The sequence below is a fragment of the Streptomyces glaucescens genome, from assembly GCF_000761215.1.
Classification (GTDB): domain Bacteria; phylum Actinomycetota; class Actinomycetes; order Streptomycetales; family Streptomycetaceae; genus Streptomyces; species Streptomyces glaucescens_B.
On sequence record NZ_CP009438.1, the window covers coordinates 5,750,728 to 5,775,095 of the forward strand.

Here is a 24,368-nt window from a genome sequence, read left to right on the forward strand (position 1 = left end):
CGTGACCGACCCCCTGCACACGGACCTGCTCGCCCTCGCCCAGGAGGCCGCCCGCCGGGCCGGCGAACTGCTGCGCGACGGGCGCCCGGCGGACCTCGGTGTGGCCGCCACCAAGTCCAGCCCCATCGACGTGGTCACCGAGATGGACATCGCCGCCGAGAAGCTGATCACCGGCTTCCTCGCCGAGCGCCGCCCCGACGACGGCTTCCTCGGCGAGGAGGGCGCCGCCACGGAGGGCAGCAGCGGCATCCGCTGGGTGATCGACCCGCTCGACGGCACCGTGAACTACCTCTACGGGCTGCCCACCTGGGCCGTCTCCATCGCGGCCGAGCAGGACGGCGAGACCGTCGTCGGCGTCGTCACGGCCCCCCAGCGCGGCGAGACCTACAGCGCCGTGCGCGGGCGCGGCGCCCACGCCACCGGCTCCTGGGACGGCGAGCGGGAGCTGCGCTGCCGTCCCGCGCCCCCGCTGGACCAGGCACTGGTCGCCACCGGCTTCAACTACGTCACCGAGGTCCGCGCCCGCCAGGCCGACATCGCCCGGCACATGGTCCCGCTGGTGCGGGACATCCGGCGCAGCGGCTCGGCCGCGGTGGACCTCTGCGACGTGGCCGCGGGACGCCTCGACGGCTACTACGAACGCGGGCTGCACCCCTGGGACCTCGCGGCGGGGGACCTGATCGCCCGGGAGGCGGGCGCGCTGACCGGTGGACGGCCTGCAGAGCGCCCCTCACGCGAACTGACGGTCGCGGGTACCCCGGGCGTCTTCGAGCCCCTCCAGCGGCTCCTTGAGGACCTCGGCGCCTGGCACGACTGAGACCGCGCGGCGCGCCGCGACGACGAAGCGGGCCCCGGCGATGGATTCGCCGGGGCCCGCCTCGTAACGGGTGGACCGGTCAGACGCGGTACGCGCCGACTTCCACGCCATGTTCGGCGGCGAGGCGGCGCAGGTCGTCGAGCTCACCCTGCTCCACCTCGACGAGGAAGTCGTCGCCCTCGTCACGAGCCCGCGTCAGGTCGGACTCGGTCGCCCTTATGCGCTGCAGAAGTCCTGCGGTGAATGCGTCCATGCTGCGCCCCCTCGTCCTGGGTCGTGGGTCGATGGCACGGGGGTGTGCCGGTGCGGAAGGGGCGATCACGTCTCCCATGAGTGCCCAGCGCTGCCCTGCTGGGCGGCGACGGCGCCGGACACCCACGCCCACTCTGCGAAGCGGACCGCGGCGTACCGCATGGTGCTGCGGCACAAGCAGAGCGTGATCGCGGGGTGTAAACCGTCCTCCCCCCGCTCCCTTCCGCGGAAACCTCAACCGGAGCACGAAATCGCGCATTCCCCGGGGCTCGGCCGGAAAGGCACCGGGCCGCCGCCGGCCGTTTCCCGGGCGGTCGCCCCGGCGTTCCCCGGAGCCTTCCTCGTGCCCCGGACCGCTGCCGCTGCCGGACCCTGGCCGGGTCCCGCCCCCGCGAGGCTTCCGGCTTACCGCCGACTTATGGCCGAAAAGGGCAGGATGGAGGCAACACACCCACCACACCCTGCCCGCGTGCGCCCATCGGCCGCGCGGGCGGCCACAGGAAGGACAAGCGACGTGCGCGTACTCGTCGTCGAGGACGAGCAGCTGCTCGCCGATGCGGTGGCCACCGGGCTGCGCCGGGAGGCCATGGCCGTCGACGTCGTGTACGACGGTGCGGCCGCCCTGGAACGCATCGGCGTCAACGACTACGACGTGGTCGTCCTCGACCGCGACCTCCCGCTCGTGCACGGCGACGACGTCTGCCGCAAGCTCGTCGAGCTGGGCATGCCCACGCGCGTGCTGATGCTCACCGCCTCCGGAGACGTCAGCGACCGCGTCGCGGGCCTTGAGCTCGGCGCGGACGACTACCTCCCCAAGCCGTTCGCGTTCAGCGAGCTGATCGCGCGCGTGCGCGCCCTCGGCCGGCGGACGAGCCTGCCGCTGCCGCCCGTCCTGGAGCGGGCCGGCATCAAGCTCGACCCCAACCGCCGCGAGGTCTTCCGTGACGGCCGCGAGGTGCAGCTCGCACCGAAGGAGTTCGCCGTGCTGGAGGTCCTCATGCGCAGCGAGGGCGCCGTCGTCTCCGCCGAGCAGCTGCTGGAGAAGGCCTGGGACGAGAACACCGACCCGTTCACCAACGTGGTCCGCGTCACCGTCATGACCCTGCGCCGCAAGCTGGGGGAGCCGCCCGTCATCGTCACGGTGCCGGGCTCCGGCTACCGGATCTGATACGCCGTGGCCGCCACCCCCGCGCCCCCGACGGCGCCGCCCAAGCCCACCTGGGACCCGCGCAAGCCGGAGCCGCCCTTCCCCTGGCTGCGCCCCACCATCCGGATACGGCTGACCCTGCTGTACGGCGGCATGTTCCTGATCGCCGGCATCCTCCTGCTGTCGATCATCTACCTGTTCGCCGCCAGCGCCCTGAATGTCGGCGGCGAGCTGCCGTTCAAGATCGTTTCAGGGGGTGTGTCCAGCGATGTGTGCAAGCTGCGCAGCGCCGAGCTGCCCGCCGCCGAGCTGAACCAGGCGCTCAACGAGTGCGTCAACGAGCAGCGCAGGCATGCCCTCGACAACCTCCTCAGCCGCTCGCTGCTGGCCCTGCTGGGCCTCGCCGTGATCGCCTTCGCCTTCGGCTACGCCATGGCCGGCCGGGTGCTCTCGCCGCTCGGCCGGATCACCCGTACCGCGCGCGCCGTGGCCGGCTCGGACCTGTCCCGCCGGATCGAGCTGGACGGCCCGGACGACGAGCTGAAGGAGCTGGCCGACACCTTCGACGACATGCTGGAGCGCCTCCAGCGGGCGTTCACGGCCCAGCAGCGCTTCGTCGGCAACGCCTCGCACGAGCTGCGCACCCCGCTGGCGATCAACCGCACGCTGCTGGAGGTGCACCTGTCGGACCCGAACGCGCCCGTGGAGCTCCAGCAGCTCGGCAAGACGCTGCTGGCGACCAACGAGCGCAGCGAGCAGCTCGTGGAGGGCCTGCTGCTGCTCGCCAGGAGCGACAACCAGATCGTCGAGCGCAAGCCGGTGGACCTGGCCGAGGTGGCCGCGCAGGCCGTCGACCAGGTGCACGCCGAGGCGGAGGCCAAGGGCGTGGAGATCCGCGGCGAGCGCGAGCCGGCGGTGGTCCGGGGCAACGGCGTCCTGCTGGAGCGGATCGCCCTGAACCTGGTGCAGAACGCGGTCCGGTACAACGTCCCCGAGGGCGGCTGGGTCGAGGTCACCACCGAGGTCCAGCACGGCCAGGCGGTGCTGACGGTCACCAACACCGGCCCCGTGGTCCCGGCGTACGAGATCGACAACCTCTTCGAGCCGTTCCGCCGGCTGCGCACCGAGCGGACGGGCAGCGACAAGGGCGTCGGGCTCGGGCTGTCCATCGTGCGGTCGGTGGCGCGGGCCCACGGCGGGCACATCGCGGCCCGGCCCCGCGAAGGCGGGGGGCTGGTGATGCGAGTCACCCTGCCCCTCTGAGACCATGTGCGGACACACCCGGGGTTGTTCGCTTTGCGCGGAATTTTCTGGGCACCCGTACAGCCGTCTCGTGTGTGATCGATCACAAATACGATTTTCAGGCCATCTACTCTCCGTGATCATTCGAGCCGCCGGAAAGCCGGGAAAATGCGGGTTTTCTGGGGGCTTGATCACGGGAAGTACACGGTGAGACGCCTTTGGAGCGCGACATTCGGACCGTGTACGGTCCCGATCGCCGTCCAACCCGATCACTCGTGAGGGGTCCGGTTGGGTGTCGATTGAGTAACAGACCTTGATGTGAGGCAAAATCTCCGCCTCGGGTCGGGCACAAGTCCGGCCTCTCACGCGTTACGTGCGCTGGAGACACCGCAGACACCCGGAGGGGGAGAGCGACATGGCAACCGATTACGACACTCCACGCAAGACCGACGACGACGTCGACTCGGACAGCCTCGAAGAGCTGAAGGCTCGCCGAAACGACAAGTCGGCGTCGTCCGTCGACGTCGACGAGTTCGAGGCCGCAGAAGGCCTGGAACTGCCCGGCGCGGACCTCTCGAACGAGGAACTGGCCGTCCGGGTGCTGCCCAAGCAGCAGGACGAGTTCACCTGCATGAGCTGCTTCCTGGTGCACCACCGCAGCCAGCTGGCCCGGGAGAAGAACGGCCAGCCGATCTGCCGCGACTGCGACTGAGGCGGGGTCGGCCGTGACTGGCTCGACCCCACCCTGGAAGCGCCGCTCCCCGAACCGGGAAGCGGACACGGGGCCGTCCGACGGCCTCCACGGCGCGCGTGACGACGAGCGAGGCTCACCCGGCACGGGACAGGTCCCGGCGGGGTCGGCCTCGCTCGAAGCGGCCGGCGACCGGGACGGGCTCCCGGTGCCGGCGCCGAGCCCTGCGCCCGCCGGACGGCGCGTCGCCGCCTTCCGGGACAGGGCGAGGGCACTGGCGAAGGACGGCGCCCGCAAGGGCGGCGAGCGGGCCCGCCTGGGCCTCGGACATCTCGCCGACCGGCTCATCGACATGGCGCCGCGCATCCCCGTACGGGACCTCGCGACGCTGCGCAGGCAGTTCCCCGGCCTCGGCCCCGAGGACCTGGCCGACAAGCTCGTTGCGGGCGCCGCCAAGGCCTCCGCGACCGTCGGCGCGGGCGTCGGCGCCGCCGCCATGCTGCCCGTGCCCCCCGCCATGCCGACGGAACTCGCCGCCGAGATCACCGGCGTCGCAGCGATCGAGCTCAAGCTCATCGCCGAACTCCACGAGGTGTACGGCGTACGACCGCCCGGCACCCTCAAGGACCGCAGCGCCGCCTATCTGAACGCGTGGACGCACGAGCGCGGGATTGACCCCCGCAAGCCCTCCACGCTCAACGCCGCCTTCGGCGGCCCGATGCGCAAACAGCTGCGCCAGCAGATCATGAAGCGGATGGTCCGCAACCTGCCGAACCTGATGCCGTTCATGGTGGGCGCCGCCGTCGGCGCGGTCATGAACAGGCGCGACACCCGCAAGCTCGCCGCGCGGATCCGCGCGGACCTGCGCAGGACCCAGGTGCCGTGGGAGGCGCTGACCGGCCTGCCGCCGCTGGAGCAGCCGGCCGAGCCGCTGCCGCTGGAGGGCGGGCCCGGGGACCCCGGCACCGGGCCCGCGGACACCGGCCACTGAGCCCGGCGGCTGAGCCGCGGCGATCCGCCGCGGTCCCCGCCGTTCCCCCGCAGGTCCCCGCCGGTACCGCTCAGGAGGCCGCGGCCGTCCTGGCCGCCTCGATGGCCGCCGCCAGCCGCTCCGGCTCCCGCGTCGACAGGTACAGGTACGGCGTCGGGTCCTCCGGGTCGGTGACCTCCACCCGCAGCGCCGTCGGGATGTACGCCCGCAGCAGCAGGAAGGCGCGGGTGTCCGCCTTGTAGGTCCGCCAGGCCCGTGCCTCCTCCGGGTCCAGCACGTGGGCCTCGCCCAGCGCCGTCACCGGGATCTTCGCCTCGCCCGCGATCAGCGAGCCGCCCACCACGCGGATGCGCATCGAGCCGTACGAACTGGCCGCCACCGCCGCGACCGCCGTGCCGCCGACCAGCCCGCCGAGCATCGGAAGGGTGCCGAACGGCAGCAGGATCAGGGCCATGGAGAGCCCCACCAGGAAGCTGATCAGCCACCACGAGCGGGGGGCGGTGAGGCGTTCGTCGTACGAGGTGGCGGAGAGCTGCATGAAACCAAGCTTGGCACGGTGTCGGCGGGGGGCCGACGCGCGGGTAAGGTCTGCGCCTGTGAGTGGTACATCCGCAAGCCTCCAGCCCCCCGCCGACGCCGCGAAGCCGGTGCGGCACCCCGACGCCCCCGCGCCCGGCGAGCTCCTCGGCGCGCACTACGGCCAGTGCTTCGGCTGCGGCGGCGAGCAGCCGCACGGCCTGCACCTGGCGGCGCGGGCCGGGGAGGGCGTGTCGATCACCGCCGAGTTCACGGTCCGCCCCGAGCACCAGGGCGCCCCCGGTCTCGCGCACGGCGGCATCCTCGCCACCGCGCTGGACGAGACGCTGGGCTCGCTGAACTGGCTGCTGCGCACCATCGCCGTCACCGGACGCCTGGAGACCGACTTCGTGCGGCCCGTGCCGGTGGGCACCACGCTCCACCTGGAGGCCGAGGTGACCGCGGTGGCCGGGCGGAAGATCTACTCCACCGCCACCGGACGCGTCGGCGGCCCCGACGGGCCGGTCGCCGTGCGCGCCGACGCCCTCTTCATCGAGGTCAAGGTCGAGCACTTCGTCAACCACGGCCGGGAGGAAGAGATCCAGGCCGCCATGAGCGACCCGGACCAGCTCCGGCGGGCCCGGGCCTTCGAGGTGAACCCGTGAGCCGCGAACCACTGGACGTCCTGATCCGCCGCGTCGACCCCGACGTACCGCTGCCCGCGTACGAGCACCCCGGGGACGCGGGGGCCGACCTGCGCACCACCGAGCCGTGCGAGCTGGCGCCCGGCGAACGGGCCGTCCTGCCCACGGGCGTGTCCATCGCGCTCCCGGAGGGGTACGCGGCCTTCGTGCACCCGCGTTCCGGGCTGGCCGCCCGGTGCGGTGTCGCCCTCGTGAATGCCCCGGGGACGGTTGATGCCGGGTACCGTGGGGAGATCAAGGTGATCGTGGTGAATCTCGACCCGCGCGAGGCCGTGCGGTTCGAGCGCTTCGACCGGATTGCCCAACTGGTCGTCCAGCAGGTCGAGAGGGTCCGCTTCCAGGAGGTGGCGGAGCTTCCCGACTCCGCGCGGGCCGAGGGGGGCTTCGGTTCCACCGGCGGCCATGCCGCGGTGGACGGCGGGAACGGCACAAGCGGTCAGGCCGCCGTGGGCGGCACGACGGGTGGGTATCGATACGCTTCGGTCGTATCCGACCGGGAAGGACAGTGACGTGTTCGGACGTCGCAAGAAGAAGGGTGCCGCCGAGGACGCGGCCGGCGAGGCCGAGCAGGTCGTCGACAGCGTCGACACCAAGTCGGACGAGGGCGAGCGCGAGCGGGTGCGGCTGGAGCCGGAACCCCGGCCCGACGGCCCCTGGGACAGCAGTGAGGTCCGCGACCCCGCCGAGGGCCGGGTCGACCTGGGCGGCCTGTTCGTGCCGGGCGTCGACGGCATGGAGCTGCGCGTCGAGGTCGCGGGCGACGCCATCGTCGCGGCGACCGTCGTGCTGCGCGACAGCGCCATCCAGCTCCAGGCCTTCGCGGCTCCCAAGCGGGAGGGCATCTGGGGCGAGGTCCGCGAGGAGATCGCGGCCGGTATCACCCAGCAGGGCGGCATCGTCGACGAGGTCGAGGGTCCGCTGGGCTGGGAGCTGCGCGCCCAGGTGCCGGTGCAGCTGCCGGACGGCACCGGCGGCTTCCAGGTCGTGCGGTTCGTCGGCGTCGACGGTCCCCGCTGGTTCCTGCGCGGTGTGATCTCGGGCCAGGGTGCGGTGCAGCCGCAGGCCGCGGGCCTGCTCGAGCAGATCTTCCGGGACACGGTCGTGGTCCGCGGCGAGGGCCCGATGGCGCCCCGCGACCCGATCGTCCTGAAGCTGCCCAACGACGCGCAGATGGTGCCCGAAGGCGTCCAGCAGGACGACCAGGGCAGCTCCCGCTTCGCCGGCGGCATGGGCCAGCTCCAGCGCGGGCCGGAGATCACCGAGGTCCGCTGACGGCACGTGAACAGCGCGAAGGGCCGCGCCCCGGCGAGGGCGCGGCCCTTCGCGCTGCGACCCGGCGAAGGTGCGGCCCTTCGCGCGCGAAGTCCCCCGTGAGGCGGAAGCGGGCGGGGGCTACGACCCTGTCGGCGCGCCCCGGTACGCTGCAAGCATGAGTGCTGTTCCTCGTTCCGAAAAGCCGGTGGGCCGGTTCCGGCGCATGCTCGACCGGCTCTCCTCTTCGCAGGAGGACCTGGAGTCCGAGGAGCTGCGAGAGGACGCCGCGACCGCCGGCTGCACCCGCATCGGCGACTGCCACGACCGGCAGATCGTCACCGTAACTGGTACGTTGCGCACGGTCACCCTTCGTCCGCGCGCGGGCGTCCCGGCCCTGGAGGCCGAACTGTTCGACGGCACCGCCGCGCTGGACGTGGTGTGGCTCGGCAGGCGCTCCATCACGGGGATAGAACCGGGGCGCAAACTGATCGCGTCGGGCCGCGTCTCGATGAGCCGGGGCCGGCGGGTGCTGTTCAATCCGAAGTACGAACTGAGACCCCTCGGACGGGAGTAGCCGGTGACGTCGCTCGACAAGCCGACCGAAGACACCCCACAGGACTCGAGGGCGGTGACGGAAGCCGCGCTCTTCGAGGCGTTCGGCGGTGTCCGAGGCATGGTCGAGACGGTGCTGCCGGGGCTGCTCTTCGTCACGATCTACACCGTCAACAAGGACCTGCACCTGTCGGCGATCGCCGCGCTGGCCGTGTCCCTGCTGCTGGTCGCGGTCCGCCTCGTCATGCGGGACACCGTCAAGCACGCCTTCAGCGGGGTCTTCGGCGTGGCCTTCGGCGTCGTCTTCGCGATGATGACCGGCAACGCCAAGGACTTCTACCTGCCCGGCATGCTCTACACGCTGGGTCTCGCGCTGGCGTACATCATCACGGCGATGGCCGGTGTGCCGCTGATCGGTCTGATCCTCGGGCCGGTCTTCAAGGAGAACCTGTCCTGGCGCACCCGCAACCCCGGGCGGAAGAAGGCGTACACCAAGGCCAGCTGGGCCTGGGGACTCATCCTGCTCGCCAAGTGCGCCATCCTCTTCCCGCTGTACTGGTGGGCCGACACCACCCAGCTCGGCTGGGTGCTCGTCGCGCTGAAGATCCCGCCGTTCCTGCTGGCGGTCTGGCTGACCTGGGTCTTCCTGGCGAAGGCGCCGCCGCCCATCGACGTCTTCGCCGAGATGGAGGCGGAGGAGGCCGCCGCCGAGCGGCGGGAGGCCGCACGGCGGCCGGCCGAGTAGCCGCAGCCGCGCGGCGATCGCGGGCCGAACTGCCGCGCCGCGCCGAGCGGGACGTACGACGCGAGAGGGCGCCCGGAGATCTCCGGGCGCCCTCTCCCCTGTCCGCCCGGTGTCAGCCCGTCGCGTTCTCGCGGCGCACCGACAGCAGGTCCTCCAGCTGCTCCTCGCGTGCCTGCGCGGCCACGAACAGCAGCTCGTCGCCCGCCTCCAGGGAGTCGTCCGGCGTCGGCGTCAGGACGCGGGTGCCGCGGATGATGGTGACCAGGGAGGTGTCCTCCGGCCACTCCACGTCGCCGACCTGGGTGCCGGCCAGCGCCGACTCCTCCGGGAGGGTCAGCTCGACGAGGTTCGCGTCACCGTGGCTGAAGCGCAGCAGCCGGACCAGGTCGCCGACGCTCACCGCCTCCTCGACCAGGGCCGACATCAGGCGCGGCGTGGAGACGGCGACGTCCACACCCCAGGACTCGTTGAACAGCCACTCGTTCTTCGGATTGTTGACGCGGGCCACGACGCGCGGCACGCCGTACTCCGTCTTCGCCAGCAGGGAGACGACCAGGTTCACCTTGTCGTCGCCCGTGGCGGCGATGACGACGTTGCAGCGCTGGAGCGCCGCCTCGTCCAGGGACGTGATCTCGCAGGCGTCGGCGAGCAGCCACTCCGCCTGCGGCACGCGCTCGACCGAGATCGCGGTCGGCGCCTTGTCGATGAGCAGGACCTCGTGGCCGTTCTCCAGCAGCTCGCCCGCGATCGAGCGGCCCACCGCGCCGGCACCGGCAATGGCGACCCTCATCAGTGACCGCCCTCCATCTCGGGACCCTGGGCGAACGCCGCCTCGACCTTCTCGACCTCGTCCGTGCGCATCATCACATGCACCAGGTCACCCTCCTGCAGGACCGTCTGCGACGTGGGCAGGATGGCCTCGCCGAGGCGGGTCAGGAACGCCACCCGGACGCCCGTCTCCTCCTGCAGCTTGCTGATCTTGTGGCCGACCCAGGTGTCCGCGGCGTGCACCTCGGCCAGCTGGACCCCGCCGGTGGGATCGCGCCACAGCGGCTCCGAGCCGGAGGGCAGCAGCCGGCGCAGCATCTGGTCGGCGGTCCAGCGGACCGTGGCCACCGTGGGGATGCCCAGGCGCTGGTAGACCTCGGCGCGGCGGGGGTCGTAGATACGGGCCGCGACGTTCTCCACCCCGAACATCTCGCGGGCCACCCGGGCGGCGATGATGTTGGAGTTGTCGCCACTGGAGACGGCGGCGAACGCGCCGGCCTCCTCGATGCCCGCCTCGCGCAGGGTGTCCTGGTCGAAGCCGACGCCGGTGACCCGGCGGCCGCCGAACGAGGAGCCCAGTCGTCGGAAGGCGGTGGGGTCCTGGTCGATCACGGCGACCGTGTGCCCCTGTTGCTCCAGGGTCTGCGCGAGAGCGGAACCCACTCTGCCGCAGCCCATGATGACGATGTGCACGACCGTCCTTCCGATGTCAAGAGTTGTTGACCTGGCTTGAAACAGGGTCTCAGACCGCCGACCAAGCTACACACGCGCGGTCCGCGGACGGGACCCCCGTGCACGGTTCGTCCGGGTGCCGGGTGCCGGGTGCCGGGTGCCGGGTGCCGGGTGCCGGGTCAGCGGCGGCTGATGCTCCGGAGGCTCACGGCGGTGAGGATTCCGAGGCCGACGAGTGCGGCGGTGGCGCCGATCAGCTCCGCGGTGCTGGACATGGGGCCTCCGGTGACGGGGGTGACGGGGGTGACTGGCTGACGAGGGGGGCTGGCTGACGAGGGTGACTGGCTGACGACGGTGACGACGGTGATCGGGTGACGACGGTGAGGACGGTGATCGGGGTACGCGGTGAAGAGGGTGACCTGGGTGGTGGCGGTGAAACGGTGACGAGGCGACTGAGGCGGCCGACCGGGGGGCGCCGGGGCACGAGCGGGCGACGACAGACGTTTTGTCATATAGACATGGCCCAGGGTCCGCTCGTGGCACGCGGGGCGCACATGCGGCCGATTTCACTCGGGGGGCAGAGGGAGCCGACGGGCTGACGGGGCGGACGAGGGTGGCGGGTGGGCGCCTCCCTGTTCGAAGGCTTACGATCCTCTGTTGTGTCCAAACTGACCGACGTGCCCAAACGCATCCTGATCGGGCGCGCTCTGCGCAGCGACCGGCTGGGCGAAACGCTCCTGCCCAAGCGCATCGCACTTCCCGTCTTCGCCTCCGACCCGCTGTCCTCCGTGGCGTACGCGCCGGGGGAGGTGCTGCTGGTCCTCTCTATCGCGGGCGTGTCGGCCTACCACTTCAGCCCCTGGATCGCCCTCGCGGTCGTCGTCCTGATGTTCACGGTCGTCGCCTCCTACCGGCAGAACGTGCACGCCTACCCCAGCGGCGGCGGCGACTACGAGGTGGCGAACACCAACCTCGGCCCCAAGGCCGGCCTCACCGTCGCGAGCGCCCTGCTCGTCGACTACGTCCTCACCGTCGCCGTCTCCATCTCCTCCGGCATCGAGAACCTCGGCTCCGCGATCCCGTTCGTCGTCGAGCACAAGGTGTTCTGCGCGATGGCCGTGATCGTGCTGCTCACGCTGATGAACCTGCGCGGCGTGAAGGAGTCCGGCTCGCTCTTCGCGATCCCCACCTACGTCTTCGTCGCGGGCGTCTTCATCATGATCGCCTGGGGCGCGTTCCGCGGGCTGGTCCTGGACGAGACGATGCGGGCACCCACCGCCGCCTACGAGATCAAGCCCGAGCACGAGGGCCTGGCCGGATTCGCCCTGGTCTTCCTGCTGCTGCGCGCCTTCTCCTCCGGCTGTGCCGCGCTCACCGGCGTCGAGGCGATCTCCAACGGCGTCCCCGCCTTCCGCAAGCCCAAGTCGAAGAACGCGGCGACCACGCTGGCGCTGATGGGCCTGCTCGCCGTCACCATGTTCTGCGGGATCATCGTCCTCGCCATGGTCTCCAAGGTCCGGATGGCCGAGTACCCGGCCAAGGACCTGCTCGACAACGGCGTCCCGGTCGGCCCGGACTACGTCCAGCACCCGGTGATCTCCCAGGTCGCCGAGGCCGTCTTCGGTTCCGGGAGCTTCCTGTTCATCGTGCTGGCCGCGGCCACCGCGCTGGTGCTGTTCCTGGCCGCGAACACGGCGTACAACGGCTTCCCGGTCCTCGGCTCGATCCTCGCCCAGGACCGCTACCTGCCCCGCCAGCTGCACACCCGGGGCGACCGCCTCGCCTTCTCCAACGGCATCGTGCTGCTGGCCGGCGCCGCCGCGCTGCTGGTGTGGATCTACGAGGCCGACTCCACCCGCCTGATCCAGCTCTACATCGTCGGCGTGTTCGTCTCCTTCACGCTCAGCCAGACCGGCATGGTCCGCCACTGGAACCGTCACCTGGCCACCGAGCACGACCCGGCCAAGCGCCGTCACATGATCCGCTCCCGCGCGATCAACGCCTTCGGCGCCTTCTTCACCTTCCTGGTCCTGGTCGTCGTCCTCGTCACCAAGTTCAGCCACGGCGCCTGGGTCGCGCTGCTCGGCATGGTGATCTTCTACGGCACGATGACCGCGATCCGCCGCCACTACGACCACGTCGCCAAGGAGCTCGCCGCCCCCGAGGGCCCCACCGACGACAGCGTCCGCCCCTCCCGCGTGCACTCGGTGGTCCTGGTCTCCAAGATCCACCGCCCCGCGCTCCGCGCCCTGGCCTACGCCAGGCTGCTGCGCTCGGACACCCTGGAGGCGCTGAGCGTCAACGTCGACCCGGCCGAGACGAAGGCGCTGCGCGAGGAGTGGGAACGGCGCGGGATCGACGTACCGCTGAAGGTGCTGGACTCGCCGTACCGCGAGATCACCCGGCCCGTCATCGAGTACGTCAAGAGCCTGCGCCGGGAGTCGCCGCGCGACGCGGTGTCCGTGATCATCCCCGAGTACGTCGTCGGCCACTGGTACGAGCACCTGCTGCACAACCAGAGCGCGCTGCGGCTCAAGGGGCGGCTGCTGTTCACGCCGGGCGTGATGGTCACCTCGGTGCCGTACCAGCTCGCCTCCTCCGAGGTGGCGAAGAAGCGCGCCCGCAAGCGGTCGGAGTGGAACGCGCCGGGCGCGGTGCGGCGCGGTCCCGCCGCGGAGCGGGCGAAGGAGACCGGCCCCCGGGACTGAGCGCGACCGCCGACGGCGAGGACGTAGACTGGTGGGCTGTTGTCCGGCCCTGGGCCGGCCGCCCTCGTCGGCCGTCCCCCCACCCGATCTGGAGTCACCCCGCCATGCAGGCAGAACCGAAGAACACGCAGGCGGGGTCGCTGGTCGGCGAGGAGTACGAGGTCGAGATCGGCCCCGTCGCGCACGGCGGCCACTGCATCGCCCGCACCGACGCCGGCCAGGTCCTCTTCGTCCGGCACGCGCTGCCTGGCGAGCGGGTCGTGGCGCGCGTCACCGAGGGCGAGACGGGCGCCCGCTTCCTGCGGGCGGACGCGGTGGAGATCCTGGAGGCATCCAAGGACCGCATCGAGGCCCCCTGCCCCTTCGCCGGCCCCGGCCGCTGCGGCGGCTGCGACTGGCAGCACGCCAAGCCCGGCGCCCAGCGCCGGCTGAAGGGCGAGGTCGTCGCCGAGCAGCTCAAGCGGCTCGCGGGCCTCACCCCCGAGGAGGCCGGCTGGGACGGCACGGTGATGCCGGCCGAGGGCGACAAGGTGCCCGCCGGCCAGGTCCCGCAGTGGCGCACGCGCGTGCAGTACGCCGTGGACGCCGAGGGCCACGCGGGCCTGCGCAAGCACCGCTCGCACGAGGTCCAGCGCGTCGACCACTGCATGATCGCCGCCGCCGGGGTCAGCGAGCTGGGCATCGAGCAGCGCGACTGGACCGGCATGGAGTCGGTCGAGGCGATCGCGGCGTCCGGCTCCCAGGACCGCCAGGTCATCCTCACCCCCCGGCCCGGCGCACGCCTGCCGATCGTCGAACTCGACCGGCCCGTCTCCGTCATGCGGGTCGGCGAGAAGGACGGCGGCGTCCACCGCGTCCACGGCCGGCCCTTCGTCCGCGAACGCGCGGACGGCCGCACCTACCGCGTCGGCAGCGGCGGCTTCTGGCAGGTCCACCCGAAGGCGGCCGACACCCTGGTCACCGCCGTCATGCAGGGCCTGCTCCCCCGCAAGGGCGAGACGGCGCTCGACCTCTACTGCGGCGTGGGCCTCTTCGCGGGCGCCCTGGCCGACCGGCTCGGCGAGCAGGGCGCGGTCCTCGGCATCGAGTCCGGCAAGCGGGCGGTGGAGGACGCACGGCACAACCTGGCGGACTTCCCCCGCGTCCGCATCGAGCAGGGCAAGGTCGAGTCCGTCCTGCCCCGCACGGGCATCACCGAGGTCGACCTCGTCGTCCTCGACCCGCCCCGCGCGGGAGCGGGCCGCAAGACGGTGGCCCACCTCGCGTCACTGGGAGCCCGCCGGATCGCCTACGTGGCGTGCGACCCGGCTGCCCTGGCGCGGGACCTCGGGTACTTCCGGGACGGGGGGTACCGGGTGCGGACGCTCCGGGTGTTCGATCTGTTCCCTATGACCCACCACGTTGAGTGTGTCGCGATCCTTGAACCGGCCGCAAAGGGCTCCTGACCTGCGGTTTCTTGCGTGCGCACTGTGTGCGGTGTGGGCGTTACGGGCGATATCTTGACGCTGAAATGACGCCCGGGACAAGAAGATGGGGGCCGGGGGGCTGCTCGTGTCGACGGCGGCGATTCTCGAAGCGTTCGCCGATGAGGACCTCGCCACGAAAAACCATGCGGCCGCGCCGTCCGGCGAGGCAGCCAGCATGGAAGCGCATCGACGTCGGCTCGGGCACGTCCTCGCATGCCTTGCCGATGAGCTTGCCGAGACACACGAGGAATGGCGCAGAAGCATGCTCCGGGAATTGGGGGTCTCTCCCTCCGGGCACGTGGACACCGAGGATCTAGCCATGGAGCTTCTCGGAATCTCCCTGGACCGCCTTAGGCGGCCCCTGCGTGCTTTGTCGCGGGCTCAGCATCAGCCTGGAAAGGCATGCACGCTGCTCCACCATGCTGCCTGCTGCGCCTGGGTCTGTGAGAAGCCCTGGGTGGCGGTGGACGGCGCGGCCCTGTTCGCCAGAGAACGTGACACGCCTCAGCCGCGCATTGTGCACATCCCCTGCAGCGAGCATCTGACTTTGCAGTTGTATGTCAGGCGGGCTGCGACCCGAGCGGAATGGCGCATGGTGCCGCTTGCGGCGTCGGATGGCGAAACCGATCCCGAAACCGGCCTGCCGACACGACTGCTCCAAGCCATTCGAGCCGAACTGCTTCAGAACGTCGCTCCTGTCGACCCGGACGACGCCGAGAACGTCCGTGACATATGGGAGCGAAAGCATGCCAAGGCTCTGGAAAACGTCAGCGACATCGTCCTGGTACTGCCAGCCGATGCCAGCGACCTGGACGCCACGTTCTTCGAACAGTTGAAGGCATCGTTCCCTTCCTGTGTCTTTGCCATGTCGTCTCGTGAGCCACCACGCGGAATCAAGGGCTCGCGACTACTCGTCTCGCTCACCGAGTCACTGGGCCAGCAGGACGAGGAGAAGGCAGCCGAAGACTTCACTGATCAGGTCCAGGCACTCGGTGAGCGGGTGGCGGGTGGCGGGTGGCGGGGGAGGGCGGCGGGGGATCTGAATCCGGTGGACAGGTAGCGGGCCGGGGCGGTCAGGCTCCAGCCGACGACGGTGCTGTGCTGGACGAGGAGTGCCACGTCGGAGGCGATGCCGATGCGGGCTTCCAGCAACTCGTCGGAGCGCGGCACAGCACCGTGCACGTCTCCTGGCGGACGTCGCGGACGTCGTCCGCACGGAGCCCGCCGGGGCACACGGCGGGTGTGAGAGGGAGGCGGGCACATCCTCGGCGGAGGCGGGCTCTTCCGGCATCCGGAACTGGGCCCCGACCAGTTGCCTGCCGGCTGGGTCGAAGCGGAGGACGTCGGGCGCATCCCAGAGCCGGTCCTGGCTGCCGAACGTGTGGGCCAGGAACCGCTCACGTCCTCCCGCGTCCGTTCAGGGCAGGCCCGATGTCCACCGAGGCGCCTACGAGGCGGGGCGTGACGGGCAGCGGATCGTCCGTCACCGTGGCGTGCCAGTCGCCGTCGAACGTCAGTCTCATGGGCGGTGTCCCTCATCTGATCTGCCCTGCCGGCCTGGGCTGTCCGAGAGCCGGCCCATGGTCGCCTGGCTCGCCCCGCCGCGTCGGAGAGCGGCGGCTCTATTGCATGTGGCCTTCCTCGGCCACCTCTTCGGCCTCTTCCAGCGCGTCGACGGCCGCCTGGCGCAGCTCTCCCTCGAGCGTCGAAACGGACTTGCGCAGGAAGGCGACCACCTCGTCGGAGGAGTCGGCCAGTTGGGGGATCAGATAGCAGACCTCGCGAAAATACTCGTCATCCGACCCGTCGGCGTGGCTCAGCAACTGAGGGAGCACTGCCAGGATCTCGCTCCTGCAGTAGCTCGTGACGTCGACGGATCCGTCCTCCAGCCCGGCGCGCACACCGGCATTCCTGGCATTCAGAATGGACTCGAGGAGACTCACGGATTGCGGCGTCAGCGGCGTGCCCGTTCTGGCCCGGGTCGTGAGGGCGTCGACGCAAGGGGCGGCGGCGCTGTACAGGTGTCCTTGATTGGCGACCTCGCAGTAGAGAAGCCGGCCTGCACGGGTTCGCTCGTCGGGATCCTGCCCGACAAGGCGTTCGAGGTGCGTGTGAATCTCGGCCGCCGGAATGCTCAGCGTCTCCAGGGAGTCCCAGTCCCACGTTCGCGAGAAAATCATTGCAGGTCACTCTCCCATGTCGTGCCAGGTGCGAACTGCTCGCGCAGAGTACGGCCTTCACATCGCACGCACACTGCTTCCGGCACCCGTTTCAAAGGTCTGAGGGGCACGCTGTAAATGATATCTTCCGGCCTTGCCCCCTTACGGACGAGTTCGTCCCGAACCAGATCCTCCGCACAGAAGTCACCGGCTCCGGTCTTCTTCAGGCCGACCGCGACTTCTCCGGTGCGCACGTCGACGCCCGCCGAACCCATGGCGTACTCCCTGATCTTGCTCCGGGACATCGTCTCGTGCATCTCGTCGAGCTTGTCGGAGAGTGCCTGGTTGGCTCTCTGCGACGCCTCCTCGTAGGTGAGCCGCCGAGGGTACGGAGAGAGCCCGAGCGGGTCGCCGGCACTGTACGGATTGTCGACGTACGTCACCGGGTTCGGTGCCGGGTCGATCCCCAGGGGGTCCGGGGCCGTGTACCGCCCGGTCTCCGGGTCGTAGTGGCGGAACAGGTTGTAGTGGAGCCCGGTTTCCGGGTCGTAGTACTGACCGGGGAAGCGCAGCGGGGTGTAGGCCGTACTGGACCGTGCCCAGGCGGTGGTGCCCCAGAGCGTGGTGCGGGTACGCCAGACGATCTCACCTGTCTCGTCGACCAGTTCCGTGGGGGCGCCGATCAGATCGGTGGCGATGGCGAAGAAGCGCCGGTCGATCTCCTCCTGGCGGACGTCCGGGGAGAGGATGCGTTCCGTCTGGGCAAGGGGTATCAGGCCGCGGTGGTCCCAGGTGAGGGCCACCGGGTTCGGCAGGTCCTCGGCGACGGTGGTCTGTTCGCAGAGGGTCATACCGTCCCAGCTGAAACGGATCTCCTCGACCACAGATTCGCCGTCGTCCGCCAGCCGCTGCTTGGCGGTGCGGCGGCCCAGCGGGTCGTAGAGGTAGCGCCATCGGGAGCCGTCAGGGGTGAGCACCGCGGTGAGACGGTCCTCGGCGTCCCATTCGTAGCGCCAGGTTTCGGGCTTGCGGGAGAGCCGGGTCTTCTGGCGGAGGACGACACGGCCGAGGGCGTCGTGTTCGAAGCGGACGTTTCCGGCCCGGGCGATGGTGGTGCCGGTGTAGGTACGGGGACCGGTGGCCTCGTGGCCGGGGTGGGAGGAGGGCCAGGACGCTTCGGTCTGGTTGCCGGAGGCGTCGTAGGCGTATTGCTCGGTCCAGCCCTGCGCGTGGACGGCGGTGACCCTGCCGACGGGGTCGAGTTCGAAGGTACGGGTGCCCGACAACCGGTCGTGGACCGCGGTGAGATGGCCGTCGGCGCGGTAGGCATAGGTACGGCTATTGAGGGTGCGGGAGCCGGCGGCGAGGTGCTGGGCGGAGAGCCTGCCGGCCTCGTCCCAGGCGGAGGACAGGGTGAGGACACCACCGAAGACGCGTTCCAGTTCCCGCCCGGCCTCGTCGTGCGTGAAGCGGATTTCATGATCGCCGGACGTCACCTGAGTCGGGCGACCAGCGGCGTCGTAGGCGTAGGTGGTGACCACGCCGGTGGGCGTCGTACGGCGGACCCGGCGGCCGGCGGCGTCGTAGGCCTGGTCGAGGGCGCGGCCGTCGACGAGTTCGGTCTTGAGCAGACCGCGCCGGTCGTAGCGGCGGACCAGTTCGCTGTCCGGGCCTGACGCCTGGACCAGGCGCCCTGCCCGGTCGTAGGCGTAGGAGGTGACGCGGCCTTCGGCGTCCTTGCGGACCATTCGTCCGGCCTCGTCGTAGCTGTACGCGATGGTGCCGCCGAGGTGGCCGGTCCGGGTGACGAGCTGTCCGGCGGCGTCCAGACGGTAGGAGACGGTCCGGTCGTCGAAGTCCGTCTCGGAGACGAGCCGCCCGGCCGCGTCGTACTCATAGGTCCAGGTCAGCCCCTGCGGCGCGGTCACGCGGGTGAGCCGCAGACCGGCGTCGTGCTCGAACTCGTAGCGGGCGCCGTCCGGCCTGGTGCGGGCGGACAGGAGATCGAAGTGGGTGTACTCGAACCGGGAGACACCTCCGGCCGGATCGGTGTGGGTGAGGCAGTTGCCCTCGCCGTCGTACGTCCACGACTCGCTGGAGCCGTCCGGTCCGGTCCGGTGGGCGAGTTGGCCGTCGGGAGTCCAGGAGAGACGGGTGACGGCGCCAGCCGGGTCGGTAACGCGTACCTCCCGGCCGAGGGCATCGCGTTCGATGCGGGTGACGCGGCCGTCGGGGTCGGTGACCTCCACGGGGCGCCCGGCGGCGTCGCACCGCACGGTCGTGGTGGCGCCCAGTGGATCGGTGACGGAAACCAGGCGGCCGGCGTCGTCATAGGCGAGCCTGGTGGTGTTTCCAGCCGGGTCGGTGACAGCGATCCGGTTGCCCCGGTCGTCGAACTCTTGGAGCCAGCGAGCGCCGTCCGGGCCGCGGAGTTCGGTCGGCAACCCCAAGGTCCCTCGGACAGCACGCAGTTCGCCACCGTCCGGTCGGGTGACGACGACCGGCCGGCCGTCCTCGTCGTAGGAGTGGGCGGTGGTACGGCCGAGGGGGTCGGTGCGGGTGAGGAGGTTGCCGTGGGTGTCGTAGGTGTAGCGGGTGGTGTGGCCGAGTGGGTCGGTGGTGGCGATCACCCGGCAGCGGCTGTCGATGAGGTGGCGGGTGGTGTGGCCGTCGGCGGTGGTGAGGGTGGTGGTGCGGTGGCCGGTTTCGGGGTCGGGTTCGGAGTAGGCGAGGGTGATCTGGACGTGGCCTGCTTCGCCGCCCTCGGCGATGACGCGGTCGCGGTCGTCGTAGGTGTAGTCGTAGCGGCTGTTGTTGGAGTCGATCCAGGCGGTGACGCGGCGGCGGTCGTCGTAGACGAAGGTGGTGGTGGCGCCCGACGGTTTGGTGACCGTGGTGAGGTTGCCGTCCTGGTAGCCGTAGCGCATCAGGGGCAGGTCCGTGCCCGCCTCGCCGGCGCCGGTCAGGGAGAGCGCGGTGATCCGGCCGTCGGCGGTGGTCAGCTTCACGTGGTGGCCGGCCGAGTGGACGAGGGCCAGCGGCAGGCCGTCCTCGGTGCGGTCGATGGTGATGGTGTGGCCGTTGCGTTCGGTGACGGACGTCAGCCAGGCGGTGCCGTCGCCGCCGGGTTCGCCGCCGGGCGGGGCGGTGAAGTGGCGGGTCAGGCCGGTGTCGGGGTCGGTGATGGTGTAGTCGCCGTCCGCGTCGCGGGCCAGGAGGGTGTGCGCGGTGCCGGACTCGGGGCGGGTGGGGGCGCCGGGGACGGGGTGCGGGTAGGGGATGAGAAGACCGTCGGCGGTGACGTGGACGACGCCGACCGGGTCGATCTCCAGGCGCTCGTCGACGGTGGAGGTCCAGGAGGGGCCGAGGAAGCGGCCGGCCGTGCAGCCGGACTCGGTGCGGCGGGTGAAGACCAGGGGCAGGATGCCGGGGATCGCCAGATCGGTTTGGGGCAGGAACATCCGGCCGGAGGCGAGGTCGACGGGGTCGGTGCCGTCGGTGGTGCGCTCGCCGTCGGGGCGGTTGTGCGTGCCGTCGGGGGCGTCGTCGATCAGCTTGCGCGCGCGTGCGGCGTCGGCGGCGTCCGCGGCGATCCGCACGCCCTTGACCGCGGCACCGCCGCCGCCGGTGGCGGCGGTCAGCGCGGCATCCGGCAGCAGACGGCCGAAGCCCTCGTAGGGGTCTTTCATGAAGTCGCTGATCATCTGCTTGCCGGTGCCGACCGGGTCGTTGGCGGCGACCACCAGTCCCGCGGCGAGGCTGTTGAGGCTGGTGGCGTACTCGGCGGGGTGGGTGAGGTTGTACGGGTCCAAGGGGTTGATCCCGCGCACGAAGTTGACCAGCCCCGCGGTGCCCTTGATGACGCCGCCGCCGACGTGGTCGCCCATGATCTGCAGTTCCTGGAAACCGTCGCTCGCCTGTTGCGCGTACGACGGCTTCTCGGGTGCCAGGTCGCGCGCGGCGCGGACCGCGCTGCGGGCGGTCTCCGCGGCCGTGTTCCGCTGCTTGCGGGCGTCGGCGAGGATGTCCTGCGCCTCCTGCATCAGCTTCTTGCCGGGGTCGTCGAACGTCGCGGCGGGGCGCGGCGGGAGCGTGGAGGGGTCACGCTGGTCGGCGGGCTGGGCGTTGTAGCGCTCGACGGCCTTGTTGTAGTCGTCGACCTTCTTGCGGTGCGCGTCGGCGGCCTCCTCGGACGCTTTCACGCCCTCCTTCCACTTGTCGATCGCCGTCTGCGCCTGCCCCTGCGCCCACGTCACGGTCCCGGCGAACGCCTCCAGCGCGCCGGCCGCCTTCTCACACGCGTCCGCACCGGTGAACCACTTCGGCGGCTGGGTGCTCACCGCCTTGCGCAGCGCCTCGGCCGCCTCACCCTTCAACCGCGAGGAGTCCAGCCCCTTGAGACCGCCGCCGGCGTCATCGAACGCCTTCTGGAAACCGCGGAGCTTCTGGGCGGTGGAACGCAGCTTGTCCGGGCTGCCGTAGATCAGCTTGGTCTTGTCCTCGGTCTGCCCGAGGTCCATCTCGTCGACCTCGGCGCCCATCCGGTTGGCGACCGAGCGGGACTGCTCGCGCACCCAGTCCGCGCCCGACTCCCAGCCGACGTCGTCCAGCCGGTCGGCAGTCCACTTCCCGGCATCCTCGACCCGGTTGCCGACCCACTCGACACCGTCCTCGACCGCGTTCTCCACCGAGTCGGGCGTGATGTCACTGATGAAGTCGCCGATGCCCACGCTCAGTTACCCCCGTTGTCACCCTGCTGCTGCGCTTGCCTGGCCCGTTCCTCCGGCGATGGGCCGAAGGTGTCGTCCAGCGCTTGGTTCCACTGGTCGTCGGATATGCCGAGCGCGTCGTTGAGCATCTGCGACTGCCGACCACCCTGCCCCTCGGTCAGAACCGTGCGGCCGGTGTCCTTCCAGGTCTGTGCCATCTCCTGACCGGCCCGGTCGAACGACTCCGCGCTCCAGTCCGGATCGAGGGCGTCGGGTGTGAACACATCGCCCCAGTTCTGCCGGGTGATCTCATCCTCGGAGGCGTGCGGGTTGCCGCCCATCACGGCGTTCACGCCCACCTTCAGCGCGCCCTCGACGTACTGGTCGTGCTCCCACTGGGTGCCGGCCGCCAGTCCCAGACGGTTCGCGATCTCGCTGGCGTCGCTGACCAGGGCCCGTACGCCCCACTCCCAGCGCTCGCAGAAGTCCTCGAAGTCGACCGACAGACCGTGGTGCCCCGCCTCCATCCCCGTCATCGACAGCTCGGAGAAGCCCTTGCCCATCACCGAACCGGTCGCGCCACCCAGGTCGCCCAGCCCGTCGATGGTGGCACCCACACCCCGCGTGAACTTCGTGACCGACGCCTGGTCGAAGTTCAGGTCGTTCCCGTCAGCCACGGTCGCCTCCCTCCTGCGCCGTCCCGGCGTCGACGGCGGCGCCGTCCGGGACGATCCCGGTGACCGGCGGGAAGAACATCGATCCGTCCTCGCTGGCGATGTCCACCGCGAGACCGGCGGGTTCACCCAGCGAGGGCACCACCTCGTCGACGATGCGCGCGCCCAGGAGCGCGGCGTAGTCCATCGGCCGGTCACCCGGCCCGTGATGCAGGGCGAACCGGGCCAGCGCCGTCTCGTCCGTGAAGCCGCAGATCCATCGCACGCCACCCGAACGTGCCGACCACAGGCCGCCGTTGGAGGTGGGCACCAGCAGGATCGAGCGCCGCATCTCACCCACCAGCGCCCGAGGGTCACCGACCCCCGCTCTCCGCTCGGCGATCCGCTCGGCCAACGCCGTCCTGGGCTGCTCCACGGCCCCTCCCTCGTCCTCGGTCATTGACGAAACCGTAGAACACACGCTCAGGAAGGTGTCGGTGGTTCTCCTGAGGGGTCACCAGGGCCCCACACGTCGCTCTCAGTAGGAGACCGCGGTGGGCAGGCCGTCCTCACAGCGCGCTTTCGAGCGGTCGATGCCGTCGGAAGGCGGCGTTCGCGAACTCGTCATCGAGCCGGACTGCGGACGAAAGCCTCTTCTCCCGTTCCGTGGTTGCTCGTGCCGGGAATCTCCGGGCTTTGACTTCTGCTTCGCAATCGGGAAGGTCACTCCGTACCTCGCTGTCCTGCGACGCCAGTCAAGAGGTGATTCGGGCCGAGGTGACCGCCGCCTGACACTCTGCCCTCAGCGCTTGCCCCTGCCCACCCGTACGTCCCCGTACCAGGCATTGCTCCGGCCGTTCCGCCCGGTCTTGCGGATCGTGTCATAGCAGCGCCAGAACCAGGTGCCGTTCGTGCGGCGGTGCAGTTCGATGCTCGTGCCGCCGCAGCGTTCGCACTTCGGTGGGCGGGTGAACAGCTCGGCATGCTCGTGCTCCAGCAGCTTGCGGGCGAAGTGGCCGCCGCGCATCGTCACCATGGCCTGGCGGGTCCACGACTGGGACAGGGTGTTGAGGCTGCCGATCATCACCGTCCATTCGTCGATCACCGCGATCTTCTGGTGCATGACGTTGACGGGGATGACGGTGTGGACGACGGCCCGGTGGTCCGCGATAAGGCTCTGGTTGTCCGGGCGGGCCTGAAGCTGCTCCGTGTCGTCGCGGATGAACACGGTGACGCGCACGCCGCGCGCCGCGGCCTCGCGGAGCAGTTGCAGGATGCGCCGTACCCGGTTCGCGACCCAGGGCGCCCACAGCCATGACGCTCATTTGACGCTCGTCCCGATGGCGCGTCACCTAACTGATCGTGCATGGTGCGTGCATTCGGTTTTCATGCGCCGGCGCCCTGCATGGGAACGAAGCCGCACACGGTGAGCGGCTCCTCACTGATGAGCGCACCGCCGTGTTCCGTACACCCAATGGACCAGACGGACTGGTGGGGCGTAGCGGGGCGACGAGGCGTCCGCCCTCCGCGACCATGGTGATCCACGGCAGATCCCAGGTGTCGACCGTGACGATCGCAGCGTCGGCCGCCCGGGCGGGCCGGCCGATCCGGATGTTCAACGCCGCTGTCACGGGCCAGCGTCGGAAGTCCTGGGTGGGCCGTCTCTTGGAGGGAGGAGCCCATGAGGGTTCTCGTGCTCTTGCTGTTCTCGCCCCGAGCGTGCTCGTTCTCCTGGCGATGTACCTCAGTGCGCCCACGGAGTGGTGCAGGACGTGCAGGCGCCAGCGCTCCGATCACGAGGACGGCGACGGAGCGTGCAGCGGGACGAGTTCGTCGACGACGTACGGCAGTACGGCGGGTGCGGCTGCGGTGCGTTACGTGCCGCGGCGCCGACCCGTCACGTGACGAGGCGTCCCCCGCTCCCGCCCCCGCCCGCGCCTGGCAGCGCGGCGTGGGGGCCGGGGCGGACCGCGTCTGATCCGCTTGCCGTCGCCGCCCGCCCGGCCCTCCCCGGCGCCGCCCGCCTCGGTACCTCAGCGCTGAGGTCCGCGTTCACGCTGAGGTCCGCCTCCGCGCCGCCCTCCGGTTGAGTCTTTCGCCTCCGTGCTGCGCCCGTCCCGGGGTCGTACTCACCCCCGAACGGCGTACGCACCACCGTGTGCATGATCGGGCATTCAAGTGAGCTGCCTGGCCTCCGAATGTCATTTTCGGTCAATTCCAATCATGCGTGCCGGACGTTCCCGAATCTCGGGCTTCAGGTGGCCGCAGTGATCGTCATGTCAATCGAAGTCGCCCCTCCTTCAATTCGAAGATCCACCTGCT

Annotated in this window: 23 protein-coding genes; 13 read left to right on the plus strand and 10 right to left on the minus strand. The window is 70.7% G+C overall.

Features of this window, described 5'->3' with window-relative positions; genetic code table 11:
- The first annotated feature begins 1 nt into the window (after position 1).
- Positions 2–817 (plus strand): inositol monophosphatase family protein, encoded by an 816-nt coding sequence (locus tag SGLAU_RS24930; RefSeq protein WP_043504701.1) that lies wholly within the window; start codon positions 2–4, stop codon positions 815–817.
- A gap of 79 nt (positions 818–896) precedes the next feature.
- On the opposite strand, the gene SGLAU_RS35735 is transcribed toward SGLAU_RS24930, so the two are convergent.
- Positions 897–1,070: a hypothetical protein gene (locus SGLAU_RS35735; RefSeq protein ID WP_167551858.1), complete on the minus strand. Its 174-nt coding sequence runs from the start codon at positions 1,068–1,070 to the stop codon at positions 897–899.
- A 513-nt stretch (positions 1,071–1,583) separates the two neighbouring features.
- Here SGLAU_RS35735 and SGLAU_RS24935 point away from each other — a divergent pair.
- From SGLAU_RS24935 to SGLAU_RS24950, 4 genes are all read left to right on the plus strand, one after another.
- Positions 1,584–2,237 carry a response regulator transcription factor gene (locus SGLAU_RS24935; protein ID WP_043504702.1) on the plus strand — a complete coding sequence of 218 codons (654 nt, stop codon included), beginning with the start codon at positions 1,584–1,586 and terminating at the stop codon, positions 2,235–2,237.
- A gap of 6 nt (positions 2,238–2,243) precedes the next feature.
- Complete coding sequence (locus tag SGLAU_RS24940; protein ID WP_043504705.1) at positions 2,244–3,479, plus strand: sensor histidine kinase; 1,236 nt, start codon at positions 2,244–2,246, stop codon at positions 3,477–3,479.
- Positions 3,480–3,873: 394 nt separating this feature from the next.
- Complete coding sequence (locus SGLAU_RS24945; protein WP_043504706.1) at positions 3,874–4,170, plus strand: DUF4193 domain-containing protein; 297 nt, start codon at positions 3,874–3,876, stop codon at positions 4,168–4,170.
- Positions 4,171–4,183: 13 nt separating this feature from the next.
- Positions 4,184–5,140 carry a hypothetical protein gene (locus SGLAU_RS24950; protein ID WP_043504708.1) on the plus strand — a complete coding sequence of 319 codons (957 nt, stop codon included), beginning with the start codon at positions 4,184–4,186 and terminating at the stop codon, positions 5,138–5,140.
- 70 nt (positions 5,141–5,210) lie between these two features.
- On the opposite strand, the gene SGLAU_RS24955 is transcribed toward SGLAU_RS24950, so the two are convergent.
- A complete protein-coding gene (locus SGLAU_RS24955) occupies positions 5,211–5,678 on the minus strand; it encodes a DUF3093 domain-containing protein (RefSeq protein WP_043504710.1) in 468 nt (155 codons plus the stop codon).
- 58 nt (positions 5,679–5,736) lie between these two features.
- Here SGLAU_RS24955 and SGLAU_RS24960 point away from each other — a divergent pair, with 58 nt between their 5' ends.
- From SGLAU_RS24960 to SGLAU_RS24980, 5 genes are all read left to right on the plus strand, one after another.
- On the plus strand, positions 5,737–6,321 hold the full coding sequence (locus SGLAU_RS24960) for a PaaI family thioesterase (RefSeq protein WP_043504711.1): 585 nt from the start codon (positions 5,737–5,739) through the stop codon (positions 6,319–6,321).
- Complete coding sequence (dut, locus tag SGLAU_RS24965; RefSeq protein ID WP_043504713.1) at positions 6,318–6,869, plus strand: dUTP diphosphatase; 552 nt, start codon at positions 6,318–6,320, stop codon at positions 6,867–6,869. The genes SGLAU_RS24960 and dut overlap by 4 nt, the downstream gene beginning before the upstream one ends.
- A 1-nt stretch (position 6,870) precedes the next feature.
- Complete coding sequence (locus SGLAU_RS24970; RefSeq protein WP_043504715.1) at positions 6,871–7,632, plus strand: DUF3710 domain-containing protein; 762 nt, start codon at positions 6,871–6,873, stop codon at positions 7,630–7,632.
- A 157-nt stretch (positions 7,633–7,789) separates the two neighbouring features.
- Complete coding sequence (locus SGLAU_RS24975; RefSeq protein ID WP_043504716.1) at positions 7,790–8,188, plus strand: OB-fold nucleic acid binding domain-containing protein; 399 nt, start codon at positions 7,790–7,792, stop codon at positions 8,186–8,188.
- Positions 8,189–8,191: 3 nt separating this feature from the next.
- Positions 8,192–8,911, plus strand: coding sequence for a DUF3159 domain-containing protein (locus SGLAU_RS24980; RefSeq protein WP_043504719.1), 720 nt, complete (start codon positions 8,192–8,194; stop codon positions 8,909–8,911).
- A gap of 112 nt (positions 8,912–9,023) precedes the next feature.
- Here the strand turns inward: SGLAU_RS24980 and SGLAU_RS24985 are convergent, their stop codons facing one another.
- Entirely contained in the window at positions 9,024–9,701 is a 678-nt protein-coding gene (locus SGLAU_RS24985; RefSeq protein WP_043504721.1) for a potassium channel family protein, read from the minus strand.
- Positions 9,701–10,372, minus strand: coding sequence for a potassium channel family protein (locus tag SGLAU_RS24990; protein ID WP_043504722.1), 672 nt, complete (start codon positions 10,370–10,372; stop codon positions 9,701–9,703). Before SGLAU_RS24990 ends, SGLAU_RS24985 begins: the two co-directional genes overlap by 1 nt.
- A 638-nt stretch (positions 10,373–11,010) precedes the next feature.
- Here SGLAU_RS24990 and SGLAU_RS24995 point away from each other — a divergent pair.
- The 3 genes from SGLAU_RS24995 to SGLAU_RS25005 all read left to right on the plus strand — a co-directional run bounded on the left by SGLAU_RS24995 (position 11,011) and on the right by SGLAU_RS25005 (position 15,585).
- A complete protein-coding gene (locus tag SGLAU_RS24995; protein WP_043504723.1) occupies positions 11,011–13,059 on the plus strand; it encodes an APC family permease in 2,049 nt (682 codons plus the stop codon).
- A 104-nt stretch (positions 13,060–13,163) separates the two neighbouring features.
- A complete protein-coding gene (locus SGLAU_RS25000) occupies positions 13,164–14,504 on the plus strand; it encodes a class I SAM-dependent RNA methyltransferase (RefSeq protein ID WP_043504725.1) in 1,341 nt (446 codons plus the stop codon).
- A 106-nt stretch (positions 14,505–14,610) separates the two neighbouring features.
- The gene (locus SGLAU_RS25005; protein ID WP_159072802.1) at positions 14,611–15,585 is read left to right on the plus strand and encodes a hypothetical protein; all 975 of its coding nucleotides are present in this window, start codon (positions 14,611–14,613) and stop codon (positions 15,583–15,585) included.
- A gap of 337 nt (positions 15,586–15,922) precedes the next feature.
- Here the strand turns inward: SGLAU_RS25005 and SGLAU_RS36745 are convergent, their stop codons facing one another.
- The 6 genes from SGLAU_RS36745 to SGLAU_RS25030 form a co-directional block, all read right to left on the minus strand.
- On the minus strand, positions 15,923–16,048 hold the full coding sequence (locus tag SGLAU_RS36745; protein ID WP_279628006.1) for a hypothetical protein: 126 nt from the start codon (positions 16,046–16,048) through the stop codon (positions 15,923–15,925).
- 99 nt (positions 16,049–16,147) lie between these two features.
- Positions 16,148–16,705 carry a hypothetical protein gene (locus SGLAU_RS25010; RefSeq protein ID WP_043504728.1) on the minus strand — a complete coding sequence of 186 codons (558 nt, stop codon included), beginning with the start codon at positions 16,703–16,705 and terminating at the stop codon, positions 16,148–16,150.
- Positions 16,702–21,414: a putative T7SS-secreted protein gene (locus tag SGLAU_RS36750; RefSeq protein ID WP_078957882.1), complete on the minus strand. Its 4,713-nt coding sequence runs from the start codon at positions 21,412–21,414 to the stop codon at positions 16,702–16,704. The genes SGLAU_RS25010 and SGLAU_RS36750 overlap by 4 nt, the downstream gene beginning before the upstream one ends.
- A gap of 2 nt (positions 21,415–21,416) precedes the next feature.
- Positions 21,417–22,070 carry a hypothetical protein gene (locus SGLAU_RS25020; protein ID WP_043504729.1) on the minus strand — a complete coding sequence of 218 codons (654 nt, stop codon included), beginning with the start codon at positions 22,068–22,070 and terminating at the stop codon, positions 21,417–21,419.
- Entirely contained in the window at positions 22,063–22,506 is a 444-nt protein-coding gene (locus SGLAU_RS25025; RefSeq protein WP_412556247.1) for a hypothetical protein, read from the minus strand. Before SGLAU_RS25025 ends, SGLAU_RS25020 begins: the two co-directional genes overlap by 8 nt.
- A 342-nt stretch (positions 22,507–22,848) precedes the next feature.
- The gene (locus tag SGLAU_RS25030; protein WP_318536237.1) at positions 22,849–23,358 is read right to left on the minus strand and encodes a phospholipase D-like domain-containing protein; all 510 of its coding nucleotides are present in this window, start codon (positions 23,356–23,358) and stop codon (positions 22,849–22,851) included.
- Between the last annotated feature and the right edge of the window lie 1,010 nt (positions 23,359–24,368).